Below are 26056 nucleotides of genomic sequence, written 5' to 3'. Positions count from 1 at the left end.
TACAAATCCATAGCTTACCCGAAAGATTTTGATAAATATAGCTCGGAAATCAATGGATTTCCTTATTTCACTGGCCGATGACAGCAACAACCGTGACGCGCTTATTATCCGGTACTTCTTGGTAAGATAAGACCGACATCCCGACACCGCCATAGCGCATAAAACGCGCCAACATTGGACGAATCGGGGCAGAGACGATCAAGATCGGCGCATTTCCCATGGCCTCTTGCTGCTCCGCGTGTTCTTTAAATGACTTTTGCAACTGCTCAGCCATTTGTGGCTCCAAGATAAGAGCCTCTTCATTTTTGATGCCTGACTGCTGGCTTTGCTGTACCGTTTGCATCAGCATTTTTTCAAGCTGTGGATCAAGTGTCATCACGGGCACTTCTTCCACCCCTTCAGCAAGCGATTGCATAATCATACGAGCCAACGAAGTACGAACTGCCGCCGTCAACACCATCGGGTCTTGTGATTTTGGCTGCACCCCCATAATCGCCTCGGCAATGGTACGCATATCGCGTAAAGGAACATTTTCCAGCAGCAAATTTTGCAATACTTTCAACAATACACTCAATGGTACCGTATTGGGCACTAATTCTTCAGCGAGTTTCGGGTTGTGTTGTTTTAGCAAGCCCAATAACTGTTGCACTTCATCATGGCCAATCAACTCATAAGCGTGCTTTTGCATCACTTGGTTAATATGTGTCGCAACCACGGTGCTCACATCGACCACAGTATAACCATAAGTCTGAGCTTGATCGCGTTTTTTCGTATCAATCCAGATCGCGTCTAAGCCAAAGGAAGGGTCCTTGCCTGGAATACCATCGACCTTACCGAACACTTGGCCTGGATCGATTGCCAGCTCTTTATCTGGGTGCACTTCCGCTTCTGCTAAGCTCACGCCCATTAGAGTGATGCGATAGGCATTGGGCATAAGATCAAGGTTGTCGCGAATATGAACGCTTGGTACCAGAAACCCTAGCTCTTGGGATAATTTGCGTCGCACCCCTTTAATACGTGATAACAGCTCTCCTCCTTGGCTTTTATCTACCAAAGGAATCAAACGGTAACCCACTTCCAGACCCAGCATATCTACAGGGGCCACATCTTCCCAGCTTAAATCTTTGGTCTCTGCAGGGGGCTGTGCTTCACTGCCATCAGCATTGGCTTTAGCGCCTTTGGAAGCCGACTTGGCTTGCGCCTGTTGTTTTTTACGGTATTCAATAAAGTAAGCCAATCCGGCTACGGCAGCGGCTAAAGAAAGGAAGGAGAAGTGCGGCATGCCCGGCACAATCCCCATGATCGTCAAGATCGCGGCAGCCACATAAAGCGCCTTGCTGGAACCCAGCATTTGGCCAAAGATCTGCTGGCCCATATCGCCAGCTTCATTAACACGCGTCACCATGATGGCGGCAGCGGTCGACAACATTAGAGAAGGTAATTGCGCCACCAGACCATCACCAATGGTCAACAGTGAGTAGACTTGTACCGCTTCGGTAAATGACAAACCATGCTGTGCCATACCGATGGCTAAACCACCGATAATATTAATACCAAGGATCAACAGACCCGCGATCGCGTCACCTTTAACAAACTTAGACGCACCATCCATCGAGCCATAAAACTCTGCCTCGGCGGCTACTTCATCGCGACGCTGCTTGGCCTGATCTGAATCGATCATGCCCGCATTCAGATCCGCATCAATGGCCATCTGCTTACCCGGCATCGCATCTAAGGTAAAACGTGCACTCACCTCAGAAATACGCCCTGCACCCTTGGTCACTACGGCGAAGTTGATGATCATCAAGATGGCAAACACCACAAAACCAACCACGTAGTTACCGCCGATCACCACTTCACCGAAGGCTTGGATGACCTTACCAGCAGCATCGCCCCCCTCATGACCATTGAGCAACACCACTCGCGTCGAGGCCACGTTGAGTGCCAAACGCATCAAAGTGGAGACCAGCAAAATAGTCGGAAACACGGCAAAGTCTAATGGCCGCATGGAGTACACAGCCACCAAAAGCACCACAATGGCCAAGGCAATATTGAAGGTGAATAGCACATCCAGCAAAAACGCAGGCAGCGGCAATACCATCATGGCCAGCAAGGCCAATAGCATAAACGGCACGCCTAAGTTGCCACTTAAGATGCCTCTTACTTGCCCGGTAAACCGTTGGCGATCAAACTCCACTTACACCTCGATACATCATCACTGACTACTGACCATTCCATTCAAACTCTTCTGGCACATCTAGATTTGGCATAGCCTCAGGCGGTTTAGCGCCAGTACGCGCCATTCTAAGCTGATACACATAGGCAAGTAACTGAGCAATCACCTTAAATAACCCTTCAGGTATCTCATCGCCAATTTCAGTGTGCTTATAAACAGCCCTAGCTAATGCGGGGGATTGTATCACAGGGATATCATAGTAATTACCCACTTCACGAATCTTTAAGGCAATGAAATCAGGCCCTTTCGCAATCAAGACAGGCGCTTTACCCGTCACCTGATCGTACTTTAATGCCACCGAGAAGTGTGTTGGGTTAGTAATGATGACATCGGCCTCAGGCACATCAGCCATCATGCGTGTCATCGCCGCTTGCCGTTGCAGCTGGCGCATACGCCCTTTCACTTGCGGGTCACCTTCGGCTTGCTTGTATTCGTCCTTTACCTCTTGCTTGGTCATTTTAAGCTTATCTTTATGCTGCCAAGCTTGAAAAGGCACATCGATGGCCGCGATGATCACCAAAGACGACGATACAAAAATAAAGGCCCAGATTAAGATCTCTACAGTATGCGTGAGGGCGGTGCCAGTCGCTTCGTAAGTAAGGTCAGTCAGCGTCGGCAAATAGTTCATCAGCACCAGTGTTGCAATCAAACCAACCAAGCCCACTTTGAGCAAAGACTTCACCAGCTCCACCAAGGATTGCACCGAAAACATTCGTTTAAAACCTTGGATGGGGCTCATTTTGGATAATTTTGGCGTAATGGCTTTCCAGGAAAAGTTCAGCCCGCCCAAAGCAACACTACCGACGATGCCCGCCACCGCGATAATCGCCATCAAAACGGTCATGGAATCAATCGTCGCCATGATCGACTCATACAAATGATGAATCATCATCGCATGATCAAATAAATCTTCTCGAGCGAGACGAAAATTAAACGCAAACAAGCCCCTCAAATCGGAGACAATCAGCATCCCAACCATATAAATGGACAATGCCGCGACAATCAATAACGCGGCACTACTAAGGTCGCGCGACCTAGGCACATTACCATCTTTACGTGCTTGCTCGATGCGTTTGGAGGTGGCGTCTTCGGTTTTTTCTGTGCCGTCTTCGTTTTCAGCCATCGATGGAAGCCCCCAACGTTAACCTAAGCCAATCAGTTAACTCTTGAAAAAAGAGTCGGTAAATATTCAAAAAGTCTTCTAACATGATCCAAAAGAACCAAAGAGAGAACACCATAATAATAGGAAAGCCTAGCGCAAAGATATTCAATTGTGCTGACGCCTTCGCCACCACACCAAAGGACAAGTTCATAATCAAGGTCGCAACCGCCAAAGGCAGCACCACTAACAAGGCTTTTTCAAACAACCAACCGCCGAGTAACGCGATATCCCAATAGCGTTCACTATCGAAGCCCTCACCAATGGGCCAATACTGAAAACTTTCGACTAAGTACTCAATCATCACCAAGTGACCATTGGTACCTAAAAACGCCAACCCGGCCATGGTCATGTAATACTGCCCCATACTGGCTACCGTGACACCGTTGGCAGGGTCATTCGACATGGCAAAACCCAGTCCGGCTTTCATCGCCGCCAACTGTCCGGCTAGGGCAAACACCTGAAACAGGACCGTCACCACAAAGCCCAGCACCAAACCGATCACTAGTTGCTCAGCTATAAGAGGAATAATCGCAGGAGAAATCGCATCGTACTCAGGAATCGGTACGACTGGCGTGACAATAATGGCAATAATAAACGCAAAGATTAAGCGTACTCGAACACTGACAAGCTGGCTGCCAAATAGCGGCAGCGCCATAAGAAAAGCCCCGATGCGAAAAAATGGCAGCAGAAAGCTAAACGCTAGTGCCAGCAATTGATCAGGGTTGAGCTCAAGCATCAGCTTATCAACATAGGAATATCAATGAACAACTGATTGAAGAAGTCCGTAAGCGTGGTCAGCAACCAAGGACCTAGGTGCATAATCGCGAAAATAGTGACAATCAGTCGCGGCAAAAAAGACAAGGTCTGCTCATTAATCTGAGTCGCCGCTTGGAAAATACTCACCACCAAACTTGGCACCATGACCGCCGATACAATCACCACGATCAGGTAAAAGCCCTGCCCATAAAGATCAAGAACGACCTGTGGATCCATGGTTACACCCCGAAACTTGCGGCTAACGTCGCCATAATCATAGACCAGCCATCCACCATGACAAACAGCATAATCTTAAACGGTAGCGAGATAATGATAGGGGACAACATCATCATACCCATCGCCATCAGAACGCTGGCCACTACCATGTCGACAATCAAGAATGGAATAAACAACATAAAGCCAATCTGAAAGGCAGTTTTTAATTCACTGGTCACAAAAGCTGGCATCAAAATGGTAAAAGGCAACTCTTCTAACGACTCAATCTGTCCTTCACGCCCTGCAAGCTTCACATACAAGGCGATATCATCTTCACGGGTTTGTGCCAGCATAAAGTCACGCACTGGCACCGAAGCGGCTTCCACCGCCTGCAGTGACGTCAGCTCGTCATTTAAATATGGCTGCAAGGCCACTTCATTCACGCGATCAAGCGTCGGCGTCATGATAAACAAGGTTAAAAACAACGCCATGCCCAGCATAATCTGATTAGACGGTGACTGCTGCAAGCCGATGGCTTGGCGTAAAATGGCCAACACAATAATGATGCGGGTAAAGGCGGTCATCATGATCAGCGCTGCTGGCAGAAGCGTCAGCGCCGTCATGATAAAGAGGATTTGCAAGGAGACGGTGTATTCTTGGCTACCGTCTGGGTTGGTCACAACCGTCACAGCTGGCAAGCCTTGCTCTGCATGGGCAAACCATGGCATCAAGCCAGTCAACAAGACCAGTACACATCCTAGCCAACGCCTTGTCTCTGCCTTACTGATCATGTTTAAGTTGCTCATCCATTAATTCTGCGAACTGGCCGCCTGTGCCATTCAGTTCCTTGAGGCAAGTAATCGACTGAGACGTTGCGCCTAACAGTAAGCGTCGGCCATCAACCTCCACCAACAATAAACGTTCTTTCGGCCCGACAGACTGAGTCGACACCAAGGTGATTTCTGATTTTGAAAGCTTATGCTGCAGCCCTTGCAAACGCTTAAGCCCCCAGATAACCAAAGGAATCAGCGCAATCAACAAACCAAGCGCTAAGAACAAGCGCCAAATAGAAGAGGTGTCAGCGATGTGCGCCATACCAGCAGGGGCAGCGGTGGCGATACCCATGCTGCCAAGCAGAACCATAAGTGCAAAAAAATACTTCAAGAGGGGTTACTTCAATCGCTTAATACGTTCACTAGGACTGACTACGTCGGTCAAACGAATACCGTATTTATCGTTTACCACAACCACTTCGCCATGAGCGATAAGGGTGCCGTTTACCAATACATCCAACGGCTCACCAGCAAAGCGATCAAGCTCAACTACTGAACCCTGAGTTAACTGTAACAAATTGCGAATGGCGATTTCCGTGTTACCCAGCTCCATCGACAATGTCACTGGGATGTCCATGATTAACTCAAGATCTGAGCCAAGGCCTGCACCACCAGCGCTGACCTCGCCACCTAACTGATCAAGCTGAACAGGCTTAACGTCCTGCTCAGACATGGCCGCCGCCCATTCATCATCAATATCACTGTCACCGCCGGTATCACCAGCTTCCGACATGGCTGCTGCCCACTCATCTGCGAGATCGTCATCCATGCCAGCTGCATCTGGGTTTGTTTCTTCTGCCATAATTTGACCTAATTAACTTTTCGAACCTTTAAGACTTTCTACCATTTCCACTGCGTAGTGACCATTGCTAACCCCAAGCTTACCTTTAAAGGTCGGCACATTATTGGAGCGCACAGTCACCAGCTCAGGCATTTCTATCGGAATAATATCGCCTGCTTTGAACTTCATCACTTGGCCTAGCGTGACTTTTTTATTCACGACATTGACCTGCAAGTTAACATCTAACTCACGTACATCCTGCTCTAACGACTTCCCCCAGCGCTCATCTTTTTCATCGACGTCACTTTGCACGCCCGCATCTAAAAGCTCACGCACTGGCTCAATCATCGAGTAAGGTAAGGTAATATGAAGCTCACCGCCACCGCCATCCAATTCAATGTGGAAGGTCGAGACCACTACCACTTCACTGGGGCTCACGATATTAGCCATCGCCGGGTTCACTTCGGAGCTGATGTACTCTAGGTCAACTTTTAACACCGGCGCCCACGCCTCAGTTAAATCAACAAACACTTGCTCTAACATCAGCTGGACAATGCGAATTTCCGTTGGAGTGAATTCACGACCCTCGATCTTCGCATGGCGGCCATCTCCACCAAAGAAGTTATCTACCAATTTAAACACCAGCTTGGCGTCTAAGATAAACAAAGCAGTACTCCGCAGCGGGCGAAACTTCACTAGGTTAAGACTGGTCGGTACATACAAGGTGTGTACGTACTCACCAAACTTCATAATTTGTAAGCCGCCCGAAGAGACATCAGCGGTACGACGTAATAAGTTAAACAGACTGATACGAGTATAACGGGCAAAACGCTCATTGATCATTTCAAGCGTCGGCATGCGCCCACGCACAATCCGCTCTTGGCTGGTTATGTCATAAGACGATATACCACCTGCGTCCCGATCATCGGCCTCAGGTTTTTCATCTGCACCGTGTAAGAGTGCATCGATTTCGTCTTGAGAGAGTAAATCTTGCGCCGCCATATATACGCCTTATTGCATCACGAAGTTTGTGAACAATACATTTTCAATACCACCCAAGCCGGTTTCTTGGGTCAGAATTTGGTTAATCGACTCCACCGCAGACGCTTTCAGAGCTTGCTTACCCTCAATGGTTTGCAATTCATCAAACGACTGACTTGAGAACAACAACACTAAGCTATTGCGAATCAAAGGCATATGCAGCTTCACCGCGTCAATTTGACCTTGGTCGCGTGACATCAACGTCATATTTAATTGCAGATAGCGCTGACGCCCTGACACCATAAAGTCGACCACAAATGGCTGCTCTAACTCGAGGTAAATAGCCGGGCCATCGGTTTGAACCACTTCTTCAGCGCTAGCCCCTTCGCCATCAGCTTGTTCAGCACTGCTATCATCACCGCTGAACAAGAAAAAGTAGGCTGCTGCACCGCCACCACCAAGCACTAACAAGGCAGCCACAATGATGATAATGAGTTTTTTCTTACCGCCTTTTTTGCCTTCTTCGGCACCTACATCCAATCCATCTTCAGCCATAACTTACCCTTGTACTGTCTGATTAACGCTGGCCTATAAACCAGTTCTTGTGCCCCTATTCTACTAAGATTGCCGTGAATCACCATGGTTTTCTATGCGTAAAAGTCGATCCCGCGCTCGGGCGTCGCAATATGCGCCACATTTTCCAGCGACTCATCTAGCTCGGCATCGCTTAGCATCTCACCTGTGCCGCGTTGCCCTGTTCCACCCTCACCCTGGAGTTGCTCTTGCGCGGTAGATTGATCATTACCTTGAGAGACTTCGACATCCACACTTTCAACATCAACTCCTTGCTGCGCCAACATGTCACGCAGGCGTTGCATTTGTCCTTCTAGCGCATCGCGCGCTTGGGCTGAACTAGCAATAAAGCTGACTTGAGTATTGGAGTCTTGATCCATCGATACCTTAACCGTCAAGCTGCCAAGCTCTGGCGGATCCAACTGAATGTGAGCCGTTTTGAAACCCTCCTTAGCAACCCACGAAACTTTGGTGGTCATCTCTGCTGTCCAAGCGGCAGAGTTAGGCATGGTCTGCATCGTCAGCTGCGGCGCACTGGCATCAGCGCGAGTCGGCACTGCTGCTTGAGCCGTTGGCGTTGCAAGCACTGCTGCATTGGCCGCGGCATTATTCATCCCCGTCTGAGAGGTGTTCGGTAGCTGACTCCCCAACGAGGACATCAATTGATCAAGGGATTTTTTACCATTCGCCAGAAGACTAAAGTCTTCCTGCAACATTTCACCTTCAGCCATCAGCACAGCGTCTTTAACAGGCAGGTTAAGATCTACCTTTACTGCTTCTGCATTCGCCTGAGCAAACGTCTGAGCAAGATTGGCTTTATCTCCCTTAAGCGACATTTGATCCATCACCCACCGCAAGTTATTCGTCTCAGCAGGCTTCGCTTCAGCTCCCGCCGCTGCAACACTTGGGCTTACCGTCGTCGTCACATTTGCGGGGGCCACAGCATCATCGACTATCCCAGTTTGACTGCCAGCCTTTTGTACACCTACGCCTGCCTGCATAGCGGCTTGTGACGATTCAGCTGCTTGAGCGGCTGCCACACCAGCCGCCTCAGCATCTGCGCTAGGGGTTGCTTGAGAAACGGTAGTACTGGCATCCACTGACGCTTGTAGGTCCTCTGCCTCAGACACGGCAGAATCAGCATCCTCAGACTGAGCGTTCGGCGCCTTATCGGCTTGAGTCGCGTCGGCCTCTTGTTCTGTTGCAACAGGTTGCGCTTTAAGCGATTCGCCTTCTTCAGACACTTGCTCAGTTTTTGTCGTGCTGTCTTGCGCCGCATCTGCCAAGGCGTCAGATGATTTTGTCTCGGTAGCGACATCTGTCTCTTGCGTTTGAGCTTTAGCGTCCGTTGTCGCCGCTAGGTCAGATTCAGAGGTTTCGCTATCGGCTTCAGCCTTGAGGTTAGTCTTAGCATTATCAGTTACTTCTGCGTCAGCTTGGGTCTCTGAGCCTTTACCTTGACCTGCAAGGGATTGCCCCTCTTTGCCGTCTGGCGTCATCTTCTCAGCACTAGAGGCAGAATCTTGCCCATCGGCCGTTTCTTTAGAAGCGTCTTTTGATGACTCTGCTTGAGCTGTCGAAGTTGTTTGTCGGTCATTTAAACGGGTATTGGAACCATTTTCAGCAGGCTCTGAAGGTTGTTCCCTGTCGTTTGTGACAGGTTTAGATGACGTACGCGACTCTTGCTCAAGCGTTGACGGGCGCTGGTTTGGCGCGTGTTGAGCGCTTTGCACCTGCTCCATGTGGGTCGCAAACGAGCCCTCACCGGGCGCTTTGTTAGCACCACTTCTGGCAACGCTTTGCGCCGTCGGTGTTAGCGATAAAGATGGACTATTAATCATGGCAACCTCCACTATTCGCTTAGAGACTGCAATTTAGAGGCCAAGTTTACCAGCAGTATTCTACGGTTAAGGTTGAGCCTTGGTTGGAAAAGGTAAGCGACTCACAGAGCTGATTCACCAACGTCAGACCGCGGCTAAAGGGCTTCTCATGATCAAAGTTATTCAGATTAGCTTGTGCGGTGTCAAAACCATCACCGCTATCAGAAACACTGATGATTAAACGGCTACCTTCGCGATTAGACACCACTTGCGTATCAATGTGTACCCAACCCTGCTCAAGTAGCGATAACTGTCGATCGCGAGCGACGTAGTATTCAGCAAAGCCTTCGACCGTTTTTTTCAATCGCGAATCAAGCTTTAGTACGCCATGCTCCAAAGCATTGGAATACATTTCAGACAAGATCATAAATACCTCACTCGAATGCTTATTAAGCCCAGGTACTGTGGTTAATATCTGCAATAGATAAGGCAGCGGATCGGTATTTTTCAGAGAGTCCGCATTCAATTCATAGCGAAACGCAAAATTGGCCGGCTCACGCTTTAATTCAGACGCTTCAACCACTACCTCGGATTGACCGCCCTCGACACATAAAGATAAATCGACCCCGAGTACCGAAATATCATCATGAGGATTATCTAAAATGCCTTCTTGCTTGAGCATCGTCTGTAACCAAGTAAACGGATCACCTTCTATATCGCCTTGATACAAAGGGTCGAGCGCACTGTTGTAGCGAATCTTATTATCTTTGGTACGCGCCTCATACACACCATCGGTAAAAGCCACGAAATAATCGGATGGGTCATAAGACAACAATTCGATATTGGACTCAAACTCGCCTTCATTGAGAATACCAAGAGGTAACGAGTCTGAACGGATCTGCTTAGGTTCTTTCGTATCGCCACTAAAAAACAACAGATCTGGCAGGCCACCATTCCAAACTGCTAGGGTTCGGTTAGCAAAATTAATGTCGACAAAGGCGGCTGCGCAAAACATGTTCGGCGGCAAAATAGCGTGTAAGCGCTTATTGATCTCCGGCAAAATCTGGCGCATCAAAAAGCCTTTTTCGGTCCACTCAAAGAAAATATCCGCCAACGGCAACGCACCAATAGCAGCGGACAAACCATGCCCGGTAAAATCCCCCAGCAGCAAATGCATGCCACCATTAGGCTTATAAGCCGCCAAAATCACATCACCATTAAACACTTGGCTGGCATGATGCAAAGTATTTAACGCCGCATCGCTAAGACAATTAGAGTGTGTAATACGCTCATACACCGACATCGCGACTTCTTGGTCATGCACCATTTGCTGGTTAAACAACGACAACTCATCACGCTGCTCGGACAATGTGTTTTGTAAGACTAAGAGACGGGCAATCGCATTTAATTTTGCTGATACCAAGGTAGGACTGTAAGGTTTTGAGATAAAATCGGTGGCTCCGACATCCAAGCATTTCTGCAACACGACTGGGTCAGTCACCCCAGACAAAAAGACAATCGGAATGACACGATCTTGGGCAATCTTTTGGATTTCTAACGCGGCTTCCCAGCCATCTTTGCGCGGCATCTTGATATCAAGACAAACCAGCTGAATCAGTTCTGGATCAAACTTTTCGACCGCATCCTGACCATCTACAGCCGTTTCAACACGATGCCCAAGCTGACTGAGCATGGTTTCTAAGAGTAATCGATCAGACGGATTGTCGTCTGCTACTAGGATCTTTAGAAATTGCTCTTTCATGGTCAGTCATCCATCTCTACCTAAGTGAAAATAAGCGTTCGAAACGTGCCATACGCAATGCGTTCGCCACAAAGTCGTTAGCGTTTTTAAGCACCACTTTGCTGCTGTCTCCTCCGGAGTGATCGCGCAGCAGTAACAACATCCCCAGTGCAGAGCTGTCGATGTAACTCACTTCATCCAGATCCACAATGTAGCCAGTTCCTTTTGGATATTGCCCGAAACATTCGCGAAACTCTTTTTGGCAAGAGTAATCGAAGCGCCCTTTCACAGACAAAGTCGCTGTGGTTGTTTTTTCATCAAACTGACTAATGATCATAGGTCTCGCCTCACAACAATTTGCTGTGTCAAAATAAAAGTAAGCTACTCGCGAGAACTTTCTACTGCACTGGATTTCACCAAGTCAGTAATGCGATCAAATTGCGTTTGAACATCGTTTAAACGCAGCATCAAATCAGATTCCGAGCCCTTAATGTGCTCCACTCCCAATTCACCCATACCAGGTTTTGCGTCTAAAATATCCGCCAACACGGTATCGATGTCGTGAGTTAAATCGATGACACTGTGCTCAATCTCACTGGCACTTTTTTGATCACCATTCACCAAGCTAAGTAAATTGAGCACCGCTTGCTTGGTATCAAGCAAGCCTTCACTTACCGTGGCAACCCAAGTTGACTGAGCAGCTTGACGCTCAACCAACTGCTGCAAATACGCCTCGTATAATTCAAAGCGTTGCTCAATTTGTTCTCGCACCTGCAAGAAATCTTGCCGGCTTACATCCACTTCTGAAGCAAGCCGATCGCTTAACCATGCGGTTTGAGCATCGCTTGTTTCACTTTGACTGAGTGTAGCAAGCAGCACTTGGGACAACTGTTGCAGTTTGGTAATCTTGGGATATGGTTTGTCAAGATTGTCTATAGCAGGTTGTAAAGTCGACATAAATTTCACAACTTGCAAACGCACTTGCTCAAGCTTGCTAGAAAACGCCGTGTATGGAGAGCTGGTGTCTAACAATCGAATCGGGGCGTCCCATACGTCATTGGCCATAAGGCTGACAGTGGTCTCCAATACTTTAAGCTCGTTGTAGGCATCTTGCGGCACCAATTCAACCAGATAGCCTGCATGGTGACCCGCCACAGGCGTACAACGCAACTCGTATAAGCGTTTGCCAACGCGGTAGCGATTATTAAGGTTTACTTCTAAGACGTCGGCATTGACCACTTCTTCATGCAGATCATCTAAATGTTCGTCAACGCCTAATATTTGCGCCAAGGCACTCGGTTCTAATACCCAGAGCTCGCTTAAGCCCTCACTCACCACGAGCACCTCGCGCTCTTCATTAAGCAGTAACTTATAAGATAGCGAACTTGCCAAAGCCGCTTTATAGGCTTGCGCCAGCGCTTGCTGTTCAGCTTTATCTTGAAGCATTGAACTCAGCATACTGTCGAGATAGCGCGCAAAATCACCAAATTCATCGTTACGCATAATCGGTACTGGCAGGTGTTCAACACCCCCTTGGGCTTTATCAACTTGGCTATGGAAAAACTGCAGCGCCTCTCGTTGATCAACCAAAGTCCGACGCCAGCCCCACACAGTGTAGACAAATAATAGCGCCCAACCGATCAACAATGGCCATAGATACGCACTCTCCAAAACGCCTCGCTGTGACATAATTAAGCGTTTTTCAGCAGCCACCTGCCCCACTTGCTGTAATCGATTAAGGGCGAGCTGTACTTGTTCTTGGGGGGTAAACTGAGCGATGGCGACGGGGGCGGTGGGCAAACCATCGATCTTCTCTGAAACCGCACGTAAGTGCTGAAGTAACTGCTGCTCTTGCTGCAATAATGAGGAGATTTGTCGTCGCGCTTGCGTCGCGTCAAAGTCTGTCGTTTGCCAAGCATGCACCAGTTCAAGACTGACAACAGAGACCTCTTGCAGCGCTGTCAATTTAGCGACGCGCTCACTGTAATAACGCTCAACCAAATAGCCTGACGCCACTAGCATAGCGACCAAGATAAGCGTGAAGCCGACACTATATTGCACCAACCAATCGGCGAAGCGTATACGACGCTTATCAAACGCTGAATGAACCGTATTTTTTACATCCATCTTAAATAAATATCTCTAGCAGCTGCTGATAACAGGCATCCATTGCTTGATGATCAAGCAACACTTGCCCAGGCCCTGTAAGCCCAACTCTTATATGATTATCAATCCAATCTAGCACAATTGGATCACAATTCACTAACCCTTCTGGCGCACTGGCGTGTACTTTTAAACGCTCTGCATGCAGCGCAAAGTATGCCTCATCACCATTGCCTAGAATCACCATCACATCATTTGCGCTCATACGTTCAGCCGTCGTCAGCCACGGCACCACGGCACCATGGATGTAGAGCAAACCTGACGTTAACCAAGTCACTTGATTCACAGGCACAATGGCCATCACCCATTGATTAAACACTACTAAATCCTGCGCAGCATTAAGGTGCAACGCGACACAACTCAAATCTCCATGAGGTGCAGCGAAGGTTACTGTTGGCTTAGGTATATAAGCCAACTCACCGGGTAAACCTGGCTCAAACAGATCATCCGAACGTAAGCGCCAGCAGTTGTTGTAAGCCGGAGGTAAAACCGACGCAGGCAACACGACCCCATAATCCCGCACCTTATCATCAGGCAACAGTGCAAACAGCTTACCTAAGGCGCGCACCAACACTGCCGAGGTATCGTTAACGGATACAGGGGGGATTTCATACCAACCCTCTGCACCATAGCGCAGCCAAGTGTGCGCTTGCTCAACCACTGAGCCAGGCTCGACGCGATAGGCCGGAATCACAATCTGCTGCTCATCAAAGGTAAGCCGATAGACAGGCAATGAGGTATTCGTCGCTATCATTCTGTGCAGGCATTGGTAGCTCTCATCAAAGCTACAAACACGCCCCCAATACAGTTCAATAAACACGGCCTGCTGAGCGCTGGGCAAATCATCATAACCTACTTCCAACCCTGCCCCCAGAGCGCCCTGAGTACGCTTACCTAGATTCTGTGAATAGTGACTGCTGACATGCTCATGCAAGGACTTATAAAGCTGTACTAAGGTGGCATTCTTGCGCCACATATGACGCTCTGCCGCCAGCCAGTGCAACCATTGAATCGCCTCAAAGCAGCTTTTGTTAGGCAACACTTCCGCACTGGCTTCGGAACTTGGCATTAACTGCCAATGCCAAGCCTTAAAACGCTCACCTAATTGCTCTAAAGACAAAGCGGAGTGCAAGCGAATGGTCAAGCTAGGGGCTTGAGGTTGCTCAGCACGGTAGATGGGATGCAGTCCAGTTTGAATCTGCCAAAAGCCCAAATCTTGCATCGACAGCAATTCATCGAAGGCTTGCTGAATCGGTGCATGGCAGGTGCCGACATAGTCATAGTCTTGTGCCGTCATCATGCCCTGATAGCTTTGCCAAAAACCCTCTTTTAAACGCTCATAGGCACGCCAATCGGGCGTTAGATAAAAAGCGTATTGTGCCAAAAACTGAGAACGCGCCTCCGAGAACCAGGCTAATAAAGATCGATGGCAAGCGGAGGGTAAAAATGCTTCTTGCGCCACGCATTGGACCAGCACATCATCAAGTTTTATCCAGTCTTCTGCACCATAACTCTCTTGAGGCCAATGCTGACGAATCAAGGCCAATGCCTCGCTCATCTCCAGCATGGCTTTCAAAGGCTTACTCGATGCCAAATAAAGCGCACCTTCTAAGCGATAAAAGCTATTACTCACTTGTGCCAAAGTGGACGCTGAAACACTGGGCATTAGGAGCGCATCCGGTTGAAAAAAGCTCGGTTAGCAAATTCATCGATCTGCTTCTGATCTTGGCGATCTTCTGCCGCAATTTCTTCTGACACACTTTTATCTTTGAGCCAGTCCATGCCCTTGGTTTTGGCTTGCGCTTCTTGCCAGCGACGCATGGCCATATTCACTTGCTGCTGTGATCGATTGACCTGATTTTGCTGCTGTGTGATGGCTTGCTGAAGGCGATCAACAAAGTGCTGATAATTGGAGGTAAGATAGGGGGATAAACCAATCAGATTACGTTGCTGATCGTATTGCTCTGCGTAATCTTTGAGTTCTTGTAGTTTTTGCTGATCTTGCTGCAGGCGCGCTTGCTCCTTGGCCAGCACTTTGACGACCTCATCCTCTTTGCGTTTGGCGATGTCCACCAGTATTTGCATGCGCTTTGATTTTTTCATACGCCTCCCTTATCAGCACCTTGATAGTAGCGGCTTCAGCACGCACCGTCTAGGCAGAAGGCGTTGAGGTCATGGCCGCTACTAGCGCTTCCAGACTTTGATCAATGGTAAAGCTCTCATTGAGGGACTGACGTAAGAAGTCATTGATTGCCGGCATTAATTGAATCGCTTGATCAAGCTCGGGGTCTGAGCCTTTGGTATAAGCGCCTACAGCAATTAAATCACGATTTTGCTGGTAGCGTGAATACAGCTGCTTAACCCGCATGGCACCTTGCATATGAGCATCGGAGACAATGTGCGGCATGGCACGTGAAATAGAGGCTTCGATATCAATCGCCGGATAATGCCCTTCTTCAGCCAAGCGGCGTGACAACACCACATGACCATCAAGAATGGCACGCGACGCATCGGCAATCGGATCCTGCTGATCATCGCCTTCGGTTAATACCGTATAGAAGGCCGTCACCGAGCCGCCGCCTTCTTTACCATTACCGGCACGCTCAACTAACCATGGCAGTTTAGAGAATACGGAGGGCGGATAACCCTTAGTTGCTGGTGGCTCACCCACGGACAAGGCAATCTCACGTTGAGCCTGTGCGTAGCGTGTCAGTGAATCCATCAGCAGCAGAACGTTTTTGCCTTGGTCACGATAATATTCGGCGATGCGCGAAGTCAGCACCGCAGCGCGCAAACGCATCAAAGCCGAGTCGTCCGCGGGCGATGCGACAACCACCGAGCGTGCAAGACCTTCAGGACCAAGAATCTGCTCGATAAACTCCTTCACCTCACGCCCACGTTCACCGATTAGGCCCACAATCGTGATATCGGCCTCAGTAAAACGCGTCATCATGCCTAATAACATACTTTTACCGACACCACTGCCGGCAAATAAGCCTAGACGCTGCCCTTTTCCCACTGTAAGCAGTGAGTTAATGGCTTTGATACCTACATCAAGAGGCTCACTAATCGGCTTACGCTGCAGCGGGTTAATGATCTCCCCTTGCAGACTAATGCTTTCTTGTGCGGCGATCGGACCTTTGCCATCAAGTGGTCGCCCTAAACCATTGACTACGCGCCCTAATAAACCTGGGCCGACCGGCATATGACTGTCTTCACGTAGAGGGCGCACACGGGCGCCAGGTGAGATACCTTCGATTGCTTCGGTTGGCATTAAATAAGTTAGATCGCCCGTAAAACCCACTACTTCGGATTCCACCCAGCGGTTATGACCGATTTGCACCGCACAACGATCACCCAAGGCCACCACACAACCGATCGCCTCCATGGTAAGGCCTACCATGCGTGTGACTTTGCCCTCAATATCAACAGAGTAATCCGGTAACGGTTGTTCGGTAATGCGAGTGAGGCGGTCTAACAAGGTTGGCATAAGCGCTTAAAAGTCTGACTTTTCTAAGGATTTAAGCACTTCTTTTAAACGAGTCTCGACACTGCCGTCAACATAAAAGCTGTGGGAATCAAGAATAAAGCCACCGGCCATTAGGGATTCATCGGTTTTAATTTTAATTTGTAGGCGGGTGTCTACGGCTAGTTCATGAGCAGCTTCCAATGAATCAGGATGTACACGAAGGACCGCGCGACCGTCACTTTCACCAATGGCTTGTAAGACCTTGGAGAGCTCAGCGTTTAACAGTTTGTTGCTGTCTTCACTGAGCTCACGGCGTACCACATGCTCTGCAATACGCTTGGTCGATGTCAGCAACAGGCTCTCTAGCACCTCACGAGACTGCTCAAGGGGCGACTCAAATTCTTTCAGTACATTATTAAGCAGCTGCTCAAGGTCTGCCAACTGTGTTTGCGCCAATTCAATGCCAGCCGTTTTTGCTTGCTCCGCACCCTGTTCAAGGCCCGCGGCAAAGCCCTCTTGTTGGCCTGCTTCTTGACCTTTTACCAGACCTTCCTCATAGCCTTTTTGCTGCCCTTCTTCGACGCCCTGAGCAAAACCTTCTTCATAGGCCGCCGAGCGAATCTCTTCCAGCTGCTGGGCCGTAAGCGGCTCATACACTACCGAATCTTGATCAAATTCTTCGGTGACTTCTATCGCTTCATCTTCTTCTGGCTTGATAGCCAGTGCTGCAGAAGGCTTTTTAGCATTTAACTGCTGTCCCGAGTTGAGATTAGGTAGCTCCCATCGCTCGTATGCGGTGAGTTTTTTTTCACTAGGATTATCGTCTGACATTTACTAGACCATCTGCTCGCCACCGCCACCAAGGACGATTTCACCGTTATCAGCCAAGCGTCGAGCAATCGCAAGAATTTCTTTTTGTGCCACTTCCACTTCACTAACACGTACTGGGCCTTTAGCTTCCAAATCGTCTTTGAGCATGTCCGCAGCACGAGAAGACATATTCTTGTAGACCTTTTCTTGCATATCGGGATCGGCACCTTTAAGCGCCAAAATAAGTGTTTCGGATTCCACTTCACGCAAGATCACCTGAATACCACGGTCATCCACTTCTTGTAGGTTATCAAACACAAACATCAAGTCTTGGATGCTGCCAGCCAGATCTTCATCCACATCACGGATCGACTCCATTAGCTCAGCTTCCACAGAGCTGTCGATAAAGTTCATAATATTGGCGGCAGTACGAACACCACCAATGGATGTCGACTTGGTTGAGTTGTTACCTGAGAACTGCCGTTCAAGAATACTGTTAAGCTCCTGCAGAGCCGCCGGCTGTACCGTTTCCAAGGAGGCTACACGCAAGACAATATCTAAACGCACACGCTCATCAAAGTTTGACAGGATTTCTGCCGCTTGGTCAGGATCAAGGTATGAAATAACGATTGCCTGTATCTGCGGGTGCTCATAGCGAATCACATCGGCCACCGCACGGGACTCCATCCACTTCAGCGTGTCCAGACCTGTGGTATTACCACCCAATAAAATACGGTCAATCAGACTGCCAGCTTTTTCATCACCCAGCGCTTCTTTAAGCATGTTACGAATGTAGCCATCCGCTCCCAAACCAAGACCGGTTTGGTCACCGACAAGGATCAAAAACTCATCCAGTACCTTTTCCACTTGGTGGCGCTGCACGTTCGACAGTTGCGCCATGGCTTGACCAATACGCTGCACCTCTTTCGGCCCCATGTGCTTAAGTATCTGTGCGGCGTCGGATTCACCCAACGACATTAAAAGTACCGCGGCTTTGTCCAGCGAGCTCATATTCGCAATATCTTGATCACTCATATCAGCCCTCCATCACCCATTGTTTGATCACTTGTGCTACACGCTCTGGTTCTTCGGCGATCAAGCCTCGAATGGCGTTGAGCTGGCGCTCAACTTTCTCTGGCGAACCAGGCACTGATACGTCTTCAGCACTCACTAGAGATACTTGATCGTCGGAAATTTCATCAGTTTCATCGGCAAAGATCGCCGCTTCGGTATCTTCTGCCACGGCAATTTTGTTTTGCTCACTCAAGGTCTTCAAGATAGGCCTTACGACCATCATCAGAAGCAAGAGTACAAACATACCAACCAAAGTTGGCTGCAGCAGATCTAGGAACCAGCTTTGCTTGTAGAACGGCGTTTCTTCTGGCTCTTCTGGTGGTTCAGGCGTCGCAAATGGAGAGTTAATAACACTGACACTGTCGCCACGAGAAGGATCATAACCGACCGCATCGCGCACCAGTAAGGTTAAGCGACTCAGCTCTTCATCACTCCAAGGCGTGCGCACGATACCGGACGTTTCTTGATCAATCGACACAATATCATCGACCACCACCGCCACGGATAAACGACGCACCGTACCCTGCTGTCGGCGGGTATAACTGATACTACGGTCCAATTCAAAGTTACGCGTGGTTTCTTCACGTGAACGCCCCGTACCATTTTGCCCACTGCCTGGCGCACCAATATTAGCACCGTTTTCATCGGCCGCCTCAGGAATCGTCACTGCCCCAGGTGGTTGATTGGTGAGCGCTCCAGGCACACCTTGATTAGCGTTACTGGCACTCTCCTCGCGGAACGTTTGTTCGCTACGTAGTGCTAATAAATCAGGATTGTATTGCTCATCAGTTTGCTCGACGGCGGTAAAATCAATGTCCGCTGAGACTTCAGCCTTAAAGCGCCCATTGCCAACCACTGGCGATAAAATATTATTAACACGACGCAGTAATACGTCTTCCACGCGACGCGTGTATTCAAACTGTTTGCCCGCTACAGATAGCTCAGAGTCGATATCTTTTTCGGTGAGCAAGGTACCGCGCTGGTCAACGACTGTCACATCCTGATCGCTTAACTGAGAAATACTAGACGCCACAAGATTGACGATCGCATCCACTTGACTGCGATCCAAGCGTCGACCAGGATAGAGCTCTAGAAACACTGATGCAGAAGGTTTGCGCGTATCCCGCACAAATACTGATTCTTTGGGGATGGCCAGATGCACACGAGCAGATTTGACACTCTGCAAACTGGTGATCGTACGACTTAACTCACCCTCAAGACCACGACGGTAGCGCGTGGTTTCGACAAACTGTGAAGTACCTAAGGATTGCTCTTGGTCCATAATTTCAAGACCGACAATGTTGTCGGACACGATACCAGAACCTGCTAATTTAAGGCGTGCTTGATGGTAATACTCGGATTCTACTAACAGCGCGCCAGTATTATCATCCAGCTTAAAAGGAATATTATTGACGTTGAGAATTTCAACGATTTGATCGGCATTATAATCGGTAATACTGCTTAAGACGGGCTTGTAATCCGGCCCCGAACTCCACAATACCGCAGCCAATGCGATTGCGATAGACGCGGCAAGACCGACCATCAACGCTAATTGACGAATCACTGTCAATCGGTTGAAGCCAGTCAGTAACTCCATATAGAGTTTTTGTTCTGATCGCTCTGCTGGGACATTATCCATTCAGTACTGCCACGTCTTAACCTATCTTAGATAGGCATATTCATTATTTTCTCGTAGGCGTCCACCAGCTTATTACGTACCTGGGTCATCGCTTCAAAGGATACACTCGATTTTTGCAAACCAATCATCACTTGAGGCAGGTCTACTCCTTCCTCACCGCGCTCATAAGCTTGCGCTAAAGACGACGCATCTTTTTGTAATGTATTCACATTATCTACTGCAGACTTCAACATGTCTGCAAAATCAGGGCGTTCAACACCATCTACGGCTTGCGATCCTGCTTGCGGCGCACTTGGCTGAATCGCCGAATTAGGCGACTGAATTTGGCTCCGCAACTCTCGCATTTGTGAAAGCACCTGATTGATATCAGGTCTATCTGTCACCATCGTACTCGTACCCAAAAAGTCATTTATTTATCGTAGCTTAGCACACTGCTATTAAAAACTAGACCTAAAATTCAATCAACTTCTATGCCACATTCTCGCATTTTAGCAATTTTATAGCGTAGCGTTCGTGGACTGATGCCTAGCTTATCGGCGACCTCCTTGCGTTTACCTTTCGCATCGATCAGCGCCTGGGCGATGATTCGGAACTCATGCTGCTGCACCCCACGCCCAAGAATCGAAGCCGCTTCAGTGGCGTCTTCATCTTGCTCTTCTACCTTTGGTGCGGCGATCATATCAAACAAAATATGCTCACCATCCACCTTACCATGTGAGCATAAGATTAGCGCACGCTGAATCACATTTTCTAGCTCACGCACGTTGCCTGGCCAGTTATGCGCCTCTAATTTACTCAAAGCGGAGGGAGTTAGGGTAGCCTGATCAATGCGCATCTTTTGTGCATGCTTTAACAATAAAGCTTCTGCAAGCGGTTGTATATCGCCTTTACGCTCACGAATAGGCAACCACTTCAGTGGAAATACATTTAAACGATAGTATAAGTCTTCACGGAAGCCGCCTTCACGCACGTATTCCGCCAAATCACGGTTGGTGGTCGCCACGATACGTACATCCAGCTTAATCGACTTTTTGCCCCCTAAACGTTCCACCTCTTGCTCTTGAATGACACGTAGTAGTTTGGCTTGCAGACCAATATCCATCTCGGTGACTTCATCAAGTAAAATGGTGCCGCCGTTGGCTTGCTCAAACTTACCAGCTTGGGAAGCGACCGCGCCAGTGTAAGCGCCCTTCTCATAACCAAACAACATCGCTTCCAGCATATTTTCAGGGATGGCGGCGCAGTTGATCGCTACAAAAGGGCCACTAGCACGCTCGGATGCCGAATGAATATACTGCGCCAGCACTTCTTTACCGGTGCCACTTTCACCGCAGATCAACACCGTCGAGTCCGTCACAGCAACCCGCTTCGCCAGATCCAGTAAGGCAATACTAGAAGGGTCTTTGGCAATCGGCGCATGACTTTTCACTTTGCCTGCTCTAGAAGTATGCTTGGCAATCGATTCCAACAGCTCTGTTTCTTGGAACGGTTTTAGCAAGTAATCCACGGCACCATTACGCATCGCTTCCACCGCATGAGCAATGTCGCCATAGGCTGTCATTAACATAATCGGCAACTCTGGAAAATGCTCTACCACATGTTGTAAAAGGCCATGCCCATCCATTCCCGGCAAGTTGACATCCGATACTACCATATCAAAATGCTGGCGTTTTAATTCAACAATTGCCGCCTCGGAGCTCTCCACCATAGTGCAGCGATAACCCGCTAGCAGCAACGTATCTTCGAGCGCTTCCGCTAAGCCTCGATCATCTTCCACTATCAACAAATTTACTTGTGACATACTAACTCCCTAAGACTGGTAAAATGATCGCCGCCGTGGTGCCCTGCCCTGGCTGACTATCGATAACAAAATCACCATGGTGTGCACGAGTGATGGCTTTGACGACCATTAACCCTAAACCAGTGCCATGTTGTTTGGTGGTAACAAAACCTTCCTGAACCTTCTCCAACTGCTCGGCAGTCATACCGCGGCCGTGATCAATCACTTCGATCTGCAGTTTTTGCGACTTATTTTTTACGACGACGGTAACGCTGGCATGACGCTCTGAGGCTTCAGCAGCATTACTAAACAAGTTGAGTATGGCACCGAGCAACACTTCTGAATTACATTGTAGGTAGGACTCGGCAGGAAGGTCGATAACAGATTCTAATGTGACTTGCTTTTGTTCAGCGAGTTCCGACGCGCGCTCCAATAGTTTGTCGGCAAGTGCTTGTAGCGTTATTTTCTCATCCAGCTTAATTTCCGCTTTGGAGAAAATCAGCATGTCACGAATTTGGCTTTCGATATTATTTAAGCGATCCGACAGTTTTTGCGAAAAACGCGTGCGCATGTCGTCGCTTAACGATTCTTTTTGTAAATGACCGGCATACAACATAGCTGAAGACAAGGGCGTACGGATTTGGTGAGCCAGTGCCGCGACCATCTGCCCCATAGTCGATAGGCGCTCATGGTGTGCAAGCTGGCGCTGTAACGAGTGAGTTTCCGTCAGATCCACGAGAATAATTAACTGACCTGGCACATCGCCTAAAGAAGAAGTCTCGACGCGCACACGACGGCCACTGACCATGGTGACTTCATGGCCATCGTCTTTTTGCGGGCGAAAGCTTTTGGGCACAATCTGCGCCCACGAACCGCCTAAGATCGACTCACCAAATAAACGCTCGACAATCGGATTAGCCATGACCACCACACCCGATTGATTTAGCAACAGAACGCCCACTGGCATAGACCAAAACAGCTGCTGAAACTGCTTCAACAGCACTTGGTTTTTCGATTCTTCTTCGCGCTTTGCCTGCTCTGCCTCAGCCAGCTTTTGCGTTAACTGACGTACCTCAGCCTGCAGCTCATCATAGGAGTCCTGCAATGTTTTCGAGGTTTCCTCGAATAACAAAAATGCTTCCCTTAAACGCGCTATTTCCTCGTCCTTGTTCACTTAAAACTCCGATTTATCGATGCGATAGCGACGCATTTTCTCGATTAAGGTGGTACGTTGTATTTGCAGTAAATTCGCCGCTTGTGACACGACGCCATTGGAAGACGTCAGCGCATGGCGAATCAGCAATGACTCCAAATGCCGAACATAGACATTTAAATTCACTGCTTGTGCCCGAGGCATCGTTGAACTGTCAGCTAAGCGATTGATAATTGGTAAGATTTGCTCTTGTCGCCAAGGGATTGGACAACTCCAAAGACCACTATCAGCTAGATCATCTTGGCTCTCATGCAGCCAAATAGTTGGTAACGGCAGGGCCATCTTAGGTGCTTCGACCTGACTCCCCACCACAAAAAAATCCACAAGCTCATCCTGTTGAGGGTCCAATACGACCTCCACCCCGATGAAATGCAGCACTGGCGCCACAGCATGTGTTTCTTCTTGATTTAGACCAATTAAACAGGCTTTCATGCGTCTTCTAATTTAAACCACTCAATAACCCTAAACTCTAGCACAGTGTCAATAAAGTGACATGGCCTAAATCATTAAATTTTCAAATAATTTGTATGTATAGCAAGGGGTTACCCTGCCAAATTTTGCCATATCAAATCAAATTCAGCCTCTGCAGTGGCGCCATCATCATGCCAAGTCAAGGTGCCTAACAGAGGCGCTGATAACATTGTATGAAGCGTAGCAAGGTTTTCTTCATAGCAAGGCATATCCAGCTGGCCGCCATTGGCCACCCATCCAGCCACCTGCAAGCCATCACGACGAATCGCCTCCATGGTCAAAAAAGCATGATTTAAACAACCAAGCTTCATATTCACCACCACGATCACCGGCAAAGCAAGGCGTTTCGCCAAGTCCGATAATAGCTCACGATCATTTAGCGGCACGCGCCATCCCCCAGCGCCTTCCACCAAAGCGACATCGTGAGGCGTCAATAAGGTGCCGCGCACAAAACCTTCTAAACGAGATACATGGACAAGCTTTTGCTCTTGCGCCGCCGCAATATGGGGTGCAATGGCAGGCTCAAATACCACCGGATTCACCTGTTCATAACGCAGCGCAATCGATCCTGCTGCTTGAATGCGCAGCGCATCCTCATTACACAGTTTGCCATCAACCCATTCGGCACCCGCCGCGATTGGCTTAACGCCAAACGTTCGCAGCCCCTGACGCGCCGCGGCTTTTAATAAACCGACACTGACGTGTGTTTTGCCCGCATCTGTATCGGTACCTGTAATAAAATATTGCTGTTTAGCCATGTGTTACCTTTGTTAATTTTAGCAGGGCTACCTCGTATGATAGCGGAATCCCCTGCTCTACTCGCTGAGTTTCGTATTCAGCTTCAAACGCCTTCCAAAGGCTTGGAGACATGCGCAGTGTTTCACCTCTGACAAAGCTAGCGCCGACTTTTTTCAAAGAATAGACCGCCTCTTTGACGCACGGATACCAAGACGTCATGGTGTGTTGTTCGGCAAACATCACTTTAAAGCCCGCGTTTTCAGCCTGACTGAGTAGCTCCGCCAACGTGCAATAGTGGTTATGATGAGTACGTCCGTCTACATTGCGCCAAGCAAGCCCAAGCTCAGGCATCGAGCCACGCAGTAATGTTGAAAGCACCACCTCACCGTCGTTTTTTAATACCCGTGACAATTCAGCAAATAAACGCTCTGGGCGCTGACACCATTGAACCGCCAAGCTAGAGAACAATCCATCAAATACTTCATTTTGAAACGGCAGCCGCTCTGCGTCCGCACACACAAGTGGTACATGGTTAAACTGCTCACGTACTTTACTGAGCATGCCATGGGATAAATCAAGCGCCACCACATCAGGGGCAATGTCCTGCTGAGCCAACAACGCCAAGCCTTTACCTGTGCCTGTGCCAATGTCGAGCCACTTTTGCGGTGCATGGATGCGAAGCAGCGGCGCCAGCGCTTTTACGACTTGCTCTTGAAAGCGGGCATATTGATCATAGGTATCCGCAGCACGAGAAAAACGTGCCGCGACTTGACGCTTATAGCGCACATCATTATCAGTCGAAGGAGTTGTCATTCATGTATTGACCAATGGTTGCCACCACCGATGGCAGATCTTCTAGAAAAGGCTGATGAGCACAATCAGGCAAACTCAACACCGTTTGCAGAGCATTACTCGGCAATGCCTCAATGACCGCATGAGTATCGAGCAAGGCATCTTGAGCGCCAAACAGATGTAAATTGGGCACATCCAGCAATTCGATTTCGCGGCGTACATCCAAGCTCTCAAGTAAGCTAAGTCCACGCACTAATGCTTCTGGATCGATCAACTCTTTTGGCTGCAACGCCAGCAGTGTTTTGGTTAGCGCCTTGGTGTCGTCAGTACCTTGAGCTTGGAGCGAAACAAAACGACGGAAACCTTTTTCTGGCGCTTGCTTCACTAACTCAAAAAAGCCTTGGTAAGTCGTCGCAGCCATGCCTGCAGACCAGTCTTCACTGGCGACAAACTTGGGTGCACTGGCGATACTGATAACACCTTTAACACAGCTTGAACGGCGCGCTGCAACATACTGTGCAATCATGCCGCCAAGCGACCAACCAATCCACCAACATGGCTTAGGGGCCGCGCGAATCAATTGCTCTGCCAGTGCATCAATATCGTAGTTAGGGCCAAAGCGATTACGTTTGTGCCATTTGGCATCCGCGGATACGCCTGGCAAGTTGGCTAAAACGACATAAAACTGCTGACTAAGGGCCTTCGCGAGGTCATGAAAGACTTCCTTGGGCATCGCCCAACCCGAGACAACAAAGACCGCGGGAAGGCTTGGATCCCCAAACGTTTCGGTTTCAATGGGAGTTCGCAT

Annotated in this window: 26 protein-coding genes; all 26 read right to left on the bottom strand. The window is 48.8% G+C overall.

The annotated features are described in order from the left end of the window. Window positions 1-67 precede the first annotated feature (67 nt). Window positions 68-2197: a flagellar biosynthesis protein FlhA gene (flhA, locus tag JQX58_RS09230; protein WP_204146542.1), complete on the bottom strand. Its 2130-nt coding sequence runs from the start codon at window positions 2195-2197 to the stop codon at window positions 68-70. Between the two features lie 25 nt (window positions 2198-2222). Next, window positions 2223-3359: a flagellar biosynthesis protein FlhB gene (gene flhB / locus JQX58_RS09225; protein ID WP_204146541.1), complete on the bottom strand. Its 1137-nt coding sequence runs from the start codon at window positions 3357-3359 to the stop codon at window positions 2223-2225. Next, window positions 3352-4134, bottom strand: coding sequence for a flagellar biosynthetic protein FliR (gene fliR / locus JQX58_RS09220; RefSeq protein WP_204146540.1), 783 nt, complete (start codon window positions 4132-4134; stop codon window positions 3352-3354). Before fliR ends, flhB begins: the two co-directional genes overlap by 8 nt. Further along, window positions 4134-4391, bottom strand: a complete 258-nt coding sequence (locus tag JQX58_RS09215; RefSeq protein ID WP_204146539.1) for a flagellar biosynthetic protein FliQ — start codon at window positions 4389-4391, stop codon at window positions 4134-4136. Before JQX58_RS09215 ends, fliR begins: the two co-directional genes overlap by 1 nt. Window positions 4392-4393: 2 nt before the next feature. Next, a complete protein-coding gene (gene fliP / locus JQX58_RS09210) occupies window positions 4394-5098 on the bottom strand; it encodes a flagellar type III secretion system pore protein FliP (protein ID WP_204146674.1) in 705 nt (234 codons plus the stop codon). Window positions 5099-5150: 52 nt separating this feature from the next. Continuing rightward, complete coding sequence (fliO, locus tag JQX58_RS09205) at window positions 5151-5534, bottom strand: flagellar biosynthetic protein FliO (protein WP_204146538.1); 384 nt, start codon at window positions 5532-5534, stop codon at window positions 5151-5153. Between the two features lie 6 nt (window positions 5535-5540). Next, window positions 5541-6005: a flagellar motor switch protein FliN gene (gene fliN, locus JQX58_RS09200; RefSeq protein WP_239090225.1), complete on the bottom strand. Its 465-nt coding sequence runs from the start codon at window positions 6003-6005 to the stop codon at window positions 5541-5543. A 12-nt stretch (window positions 6006-6017) separates the two neighbouring features. Continuing rightward, complete coding sequence (gene fliM, locus JQX58_RS09195; protein WP_204146537.1) at window positions 6018-6986, bottom strand: flagellar motor switch protein FliM; 969 nt, start codon at window positions 6984-6986, stop codon at window positions 6018-6020. 9 nt (window positions 6987-6995) lie between these two features. Next, window positions 6996-7520 (bottom strand): flagellar basal body-associated FliL family protein, encoded by a 525-nt coding sequence (locus JQX58_RS09190; RefSeq protein ID WP_204146536.1) that lies wholly within the window; start codon window positions 7518-7520, stop codon window positions 6996-6998. Between the two features lie 92 nt (window positions 7521-7612). Then, on the bottom strand, window positions 7613-9379 hold the full coding sequence (locus JQX58_RS09185; protein ID WP_204146535.1) for a flagellar hook-length control protein FliK: 1767 nt from the start codon (window positions 9377-9379) through the stop codon (window positions 7613-7615). Window positions 9380-9425: 46 nt separating this feature from the next. Further along, window positions 9426-11120 carry a SpoIIE family protein phosphatase gene (locus JQX58_RS09180; protein WP_204146534.1) on the bottom strand — a complete coding sequence of 565 codons (1695 nt, stop codon included), beginning with the start codon at window positions 11118-11120 and terminating at the stop codon, window positions 9426-9428. A gap of 16 nt (window positions 11121-11136) precedes the next feature. After that, on the bottom strand, window positions 11137-11436 hold the full coding sequence (locus JQX58_RS09175) for an STAS domain-containing protein (RefSeq protein WP_204146533.1): 300 nt from the start codon (window positions 11434-11436) through the stop codon (window positions 11137-11139). Window positions 11437-11480: 44 nt separating this feature from the next. Continuing rightward, on the bottom strand, window positions 11481-13226 hold the full coding sequence (locus JQX58_RS09170; RefSeq protein WP_204146532.1) for a hypothetical protein: 1746 nt from the start codon (window positions 13224-13226) through the stop codon (window positions 11481-11483). Window position 13227: 1 nt separating this feature from the next. Beyond that, window positions 13228-14928 (bottom strand): hypothetical protein, encoded by a 1701-nt coding sequence (locus tag JQX58_RS09165; RefSeq protein ID WP_204146531.1) that lies wholly within the window; start codon window positions 14926-14928, stop codon window positions 13228-13230. Continuing rightward, window positions 14928-15365 carry a flagellar export protein FliJ gene (gene fliJ / locus JQX58_RS09160; RefSeq protein WP_204146530.1) on the bottom strand — a complete coding sequence of 146 codons (438 nt, stop codon included), beginning with the start codon at window positions 15363-15365 and terminating at the stop codon, window positions 14928-14930. The genes JQX58_RS09165 and fliJ overlap by 1 nt, the downstream gene beginning before the upstream one ends. 49 nt (window positions 15366-15414) lie before the next feature. Further along, on the bottom strand, window positions 15415-16752 hold the full coding sequence (gene fliI / locus JQX58_RS09155; RefSeq protein WP_204146529.1) for a flagellar protein export ATPase FliI: 1338 nt from the start codon (window positions 16750-16752) through the stop codon (window positions 15415-15417). Window positions 16753-16758: 6 nt separating this feature from the next. Further along, a complete protein-coding gene (locus tag JQX58_RS09150; protein ID WP_204146528.1) occupies window positions 16759-17562 on the bottom strand; it encodes a flagellar assembly protein FliH in 804 nt (267 codons plus the stop codon). 3 nt (window positions 17563-17565) lie between these two features. Then, window positions 17566-18576, bottom strand: coding sequence for a flagellar motor switch protein FliG (gene fliG / locus JQX58_RS09145; RefSeq protein WP_204146527.1), 1011 nt, complete (start codon window positions 18574-18576; stop codon window positions 17566-17568). Window position 18577: 1 nt separating this feature from the next. After that, window positions 18578-20254 carry a flagellar basal-body MS-ring/collar protein FliF gene (fliF, locus tag JQX58_RS09140; RefSeq protein WP_204146526.1) on the bottom strand — a complete coding sequence of 559 codons (1677 nt, stop codon included), beginning with the start codon at window positions 20252-20254 and terminating at the stop codon, window positions 18578-18580. A gap of 26 nt (window positions 20255-20280) precedes the next feature. Beyond that, entirely contained in the window at window positions 20281-20640 is a 360-nt protein-coding gene (fliE, locus tag JQX58_RS09135; RefSeq protein WP_239090224.1) for a flagellar hook-basal body complex protein FliE, read from the bottom strand. A gap of 71 nt (window positions 20641-20711) precedes the next feature. After that, window positions 20712-22055 (bottom strand): sigma-54-dependent transcriptional regulator, encoded by a 1344-nt coding sequence (locus tag JQX58_RS09130; RefSeq protein WP_204146525.1) that lies wholly within the window; start codon window positions 22053-22055, stop codon window positions 20712-20714. Window position 22056: 1 nt separating this feature from the next. Beyond that, on the bottom strand, window positions 22057-23208 hold the full coding sequence (locus JQX58_RS09125; protein ID WP_204146524.1) for an ATP-binding protein: 1152 nt from the start codon (window positions 23206-23208) through the stop codon (window positions 22057-22059). Next, window positions 23209-23679, bottom strand: coding sequence for a helix-turn-helix domain-containing protein (locus JQX58_RS09120; protein WP_204146523.1), 471 nt, complete (start codon window positions 23677-23679; stop codon window positions 23209-23211). Between the two features lie 110 nt (window positions 23680-23789). After that, on the bottom strand, window positions 23790-24476 hold the full coding sequence (bioD, locus tag JQX58_RS09115) for a dethiobiotin synthase (protein ID WP_204146522.1): 687 nt from the start codon (window positions 24474-24476) through the stop codon (window positions 23790-23792). Continuing rightward, on the bottom strand, window positions 24469-25269 hold the full coding sequence (gene bioC / locus JQX58_RS09110) for a malonyl-ACP O-methyltransferase BioC (protein ID WP_204146521.1): 801 nt from the start codon (window positions 25267-25269) through the stop codon (window positions 24469-24471). Before bioC ends, bioD begins: the two co-directional genes overlap by 8 nt. Further along, the gene (locus tag JQX58_RS09105; RefSeq protein ID WP_204146520.1) at window positions 25250-26056 is read right to left on the bottom strand and encodes an alpha/beta fold hydrolase; all 807 of its coding nucleotides are present in this window, start codon (window positions 26054-26056) and stop codon (window positions 25250-25252) included. Before JQX58_RS09105 ends, bioC begins: the two co-directional genes overlap by 20 nt.

Source organism: Marinomonas ostreistagni, assembly GCF_016888445.1.
GTDB classification, from domain to species: Bacteria; Pseudomonadota; Gammaproteobacteria; order Pseudomonadales; family Marinomonadaceae; genus Marinomonas; species Marinomonas ostreistagni.
The sequence above is the reverse complement of the archived record's forward strand: the minus strand, read 5'-3'. Positions and strand labels throughout refer to the sequence as shown.

Bases quoted from the DNA above. Each gene is read 5' to 3' on its own strand.
- fliF (WP_204146526.1), bottom strand. From the start codon at position 20,254: ATGGATAATGTCCCAGCAGAGCGATCAGAACAAAAACTCTATATGGAG.
- fliI (WP_204146529.1), bottom strand. From the start codon at position 16,752: ATGCCAACCTTGTTAGACCGCCTCACTCGCATTACCGAACAACCGTTA.
- JQX58_RS09215 (WP_204146539.1), bottom strand. From the start codon at position 4,391: ATGGATCCACAGGTCGTTCTTGATCTTTATGGGCAGGGCTTTTACCTG.
- fliP (WP_204146674.1), bottom strand. From the start codon at position 5,098: ATGCCATGGTTTGCCCATGCAGAGCAAGGCTTGCCAGCTGTGACGGTT.
- bioC (WP_204146521.1), bottom strand. From the start codon at position 25,269: ATGACAACTCCTTCGACTGATAATGATGTGCGCTATAAGCGTCAAGTC.
- fliR (WP_204146540.1), bottom strand. From the start codon at position 4,134: ATGCTTGAGCTCAACCCTGATCAATTGCTGGCACTAGCGTTTAGCTTT.
- JQX58_RS09170 (WP_204146532.1), bottom strand. From the start codon at position 13,226: ATGGATGTAAAAAATACGGTTCATTCAGCGTTTGATAAGCGTCGTATA.
- JQX58_RS09185 (WP_204146535.1), bottom strand. From the start codon at position 9,379: ATGATTAATAGTCCATCTTTATCGCTAACACCGACGGCGCAAAGCGTT.
- JQX58_RS09130 (WP_204146525.1), bottom strand. From the start codon at position 22,055: ATGTCACAAGTAAATTTGTTGATAGTGGAAGATGATCGAGGCTTAGCG.
- fliG (WP_204146527.1), bottom strand. From the start codon at position 18,576: ATGAGTGATCAAGATATTGCGAATATGAGCTCGCTGGACAAAGCCGCG.
- JQX58_RS09180 (WP_204146534.1), bottom strand. From the start codon at position 11,120: ATGAAAGAGCAATTTCTAAAGATCCTAGTAGCAGACGACAATCCGTCT.
- JQX58_RS09190 (WP_204146536.1), bottom strand. From the start codon at position 7,520: ATGGCTGAAGATGGATTGGATGTAGGTGCCGAAGAAGGCAAAAAAGGC.
- fliN (WP_239090225.1), bottom strand. From the start codon at position 6,005: ATGGCAGAAGAAACAAACCCAGATGCAGCTGGCATGGATGACGATCTC.
- JQX58_RS09165 (WP_204146531.1), bottom strand. From the start codon at position 14,928: ATGCCCAGTGTTTCAGCGTCCACTTTGGCACAAGTGAGTAATAGCTTT.
- JQX58_RS09120 (WP_204146523.1), bottom strand. From the start codon at position 23,679: ATGAAAGCCTGTTTAATTGGTCTAAATCAAGAAGAAACACATGCTGTG.
- bioD (WP_204146522.1), bottom strand. From the start codon at position 24,476: ATGGCTAAACAGCAATATTTTATTACAGGTACCGATACAGATGCGGGC.
- flhB (WP_204146541.1), bottom strand. From the start codon at position 3,359: ATGGCTGAAAACGAAGACGGCACAGAAAAAACCGAAGACGCCACCTCC.
- JQX58_RS09150 (WP_204146528.1), bottom strand. From the start codon at position 17,562: ATGTCAGACGATAATCCTAGTGAAAAAAAACTCACCGCATACGAGCGA.
- fliJ (WP_204146530.1), bottom strand. From the start codon at position 15,365: ATGAAAAAATCAAAGCGCATGCAAATACTGGTGGACATCGCCAAACGC.
- JQX58_RS09105 (WP_204146520.1), bottom strand. From the start codon at position 26,056: ATGCGAACTCCCATTGAAACCGAAACGTTTGGGGATCCAAGCCTTCCC.
- JQX58_RS09175 (WP_204146533.1), bottom strand. From the start codon at position 11,436: ATGATCATTAGTCAGTTTGATGAAAAAACAACCACAGCGACTTTGTCT.
- fliM (WP_204146537.1), bottom strand. From the start codon at position 6,986: ATGGCGGCGCAAGATTTACTCTCTCAAGACGAAATCGATGCACTCTTA.
- fliE (WP_239090224.1), bottom strand. From the start codon at position 20,640: ATGGTGACAGATAGACCTGATATCAATCAGGTGCTTTCACAAATGCGA.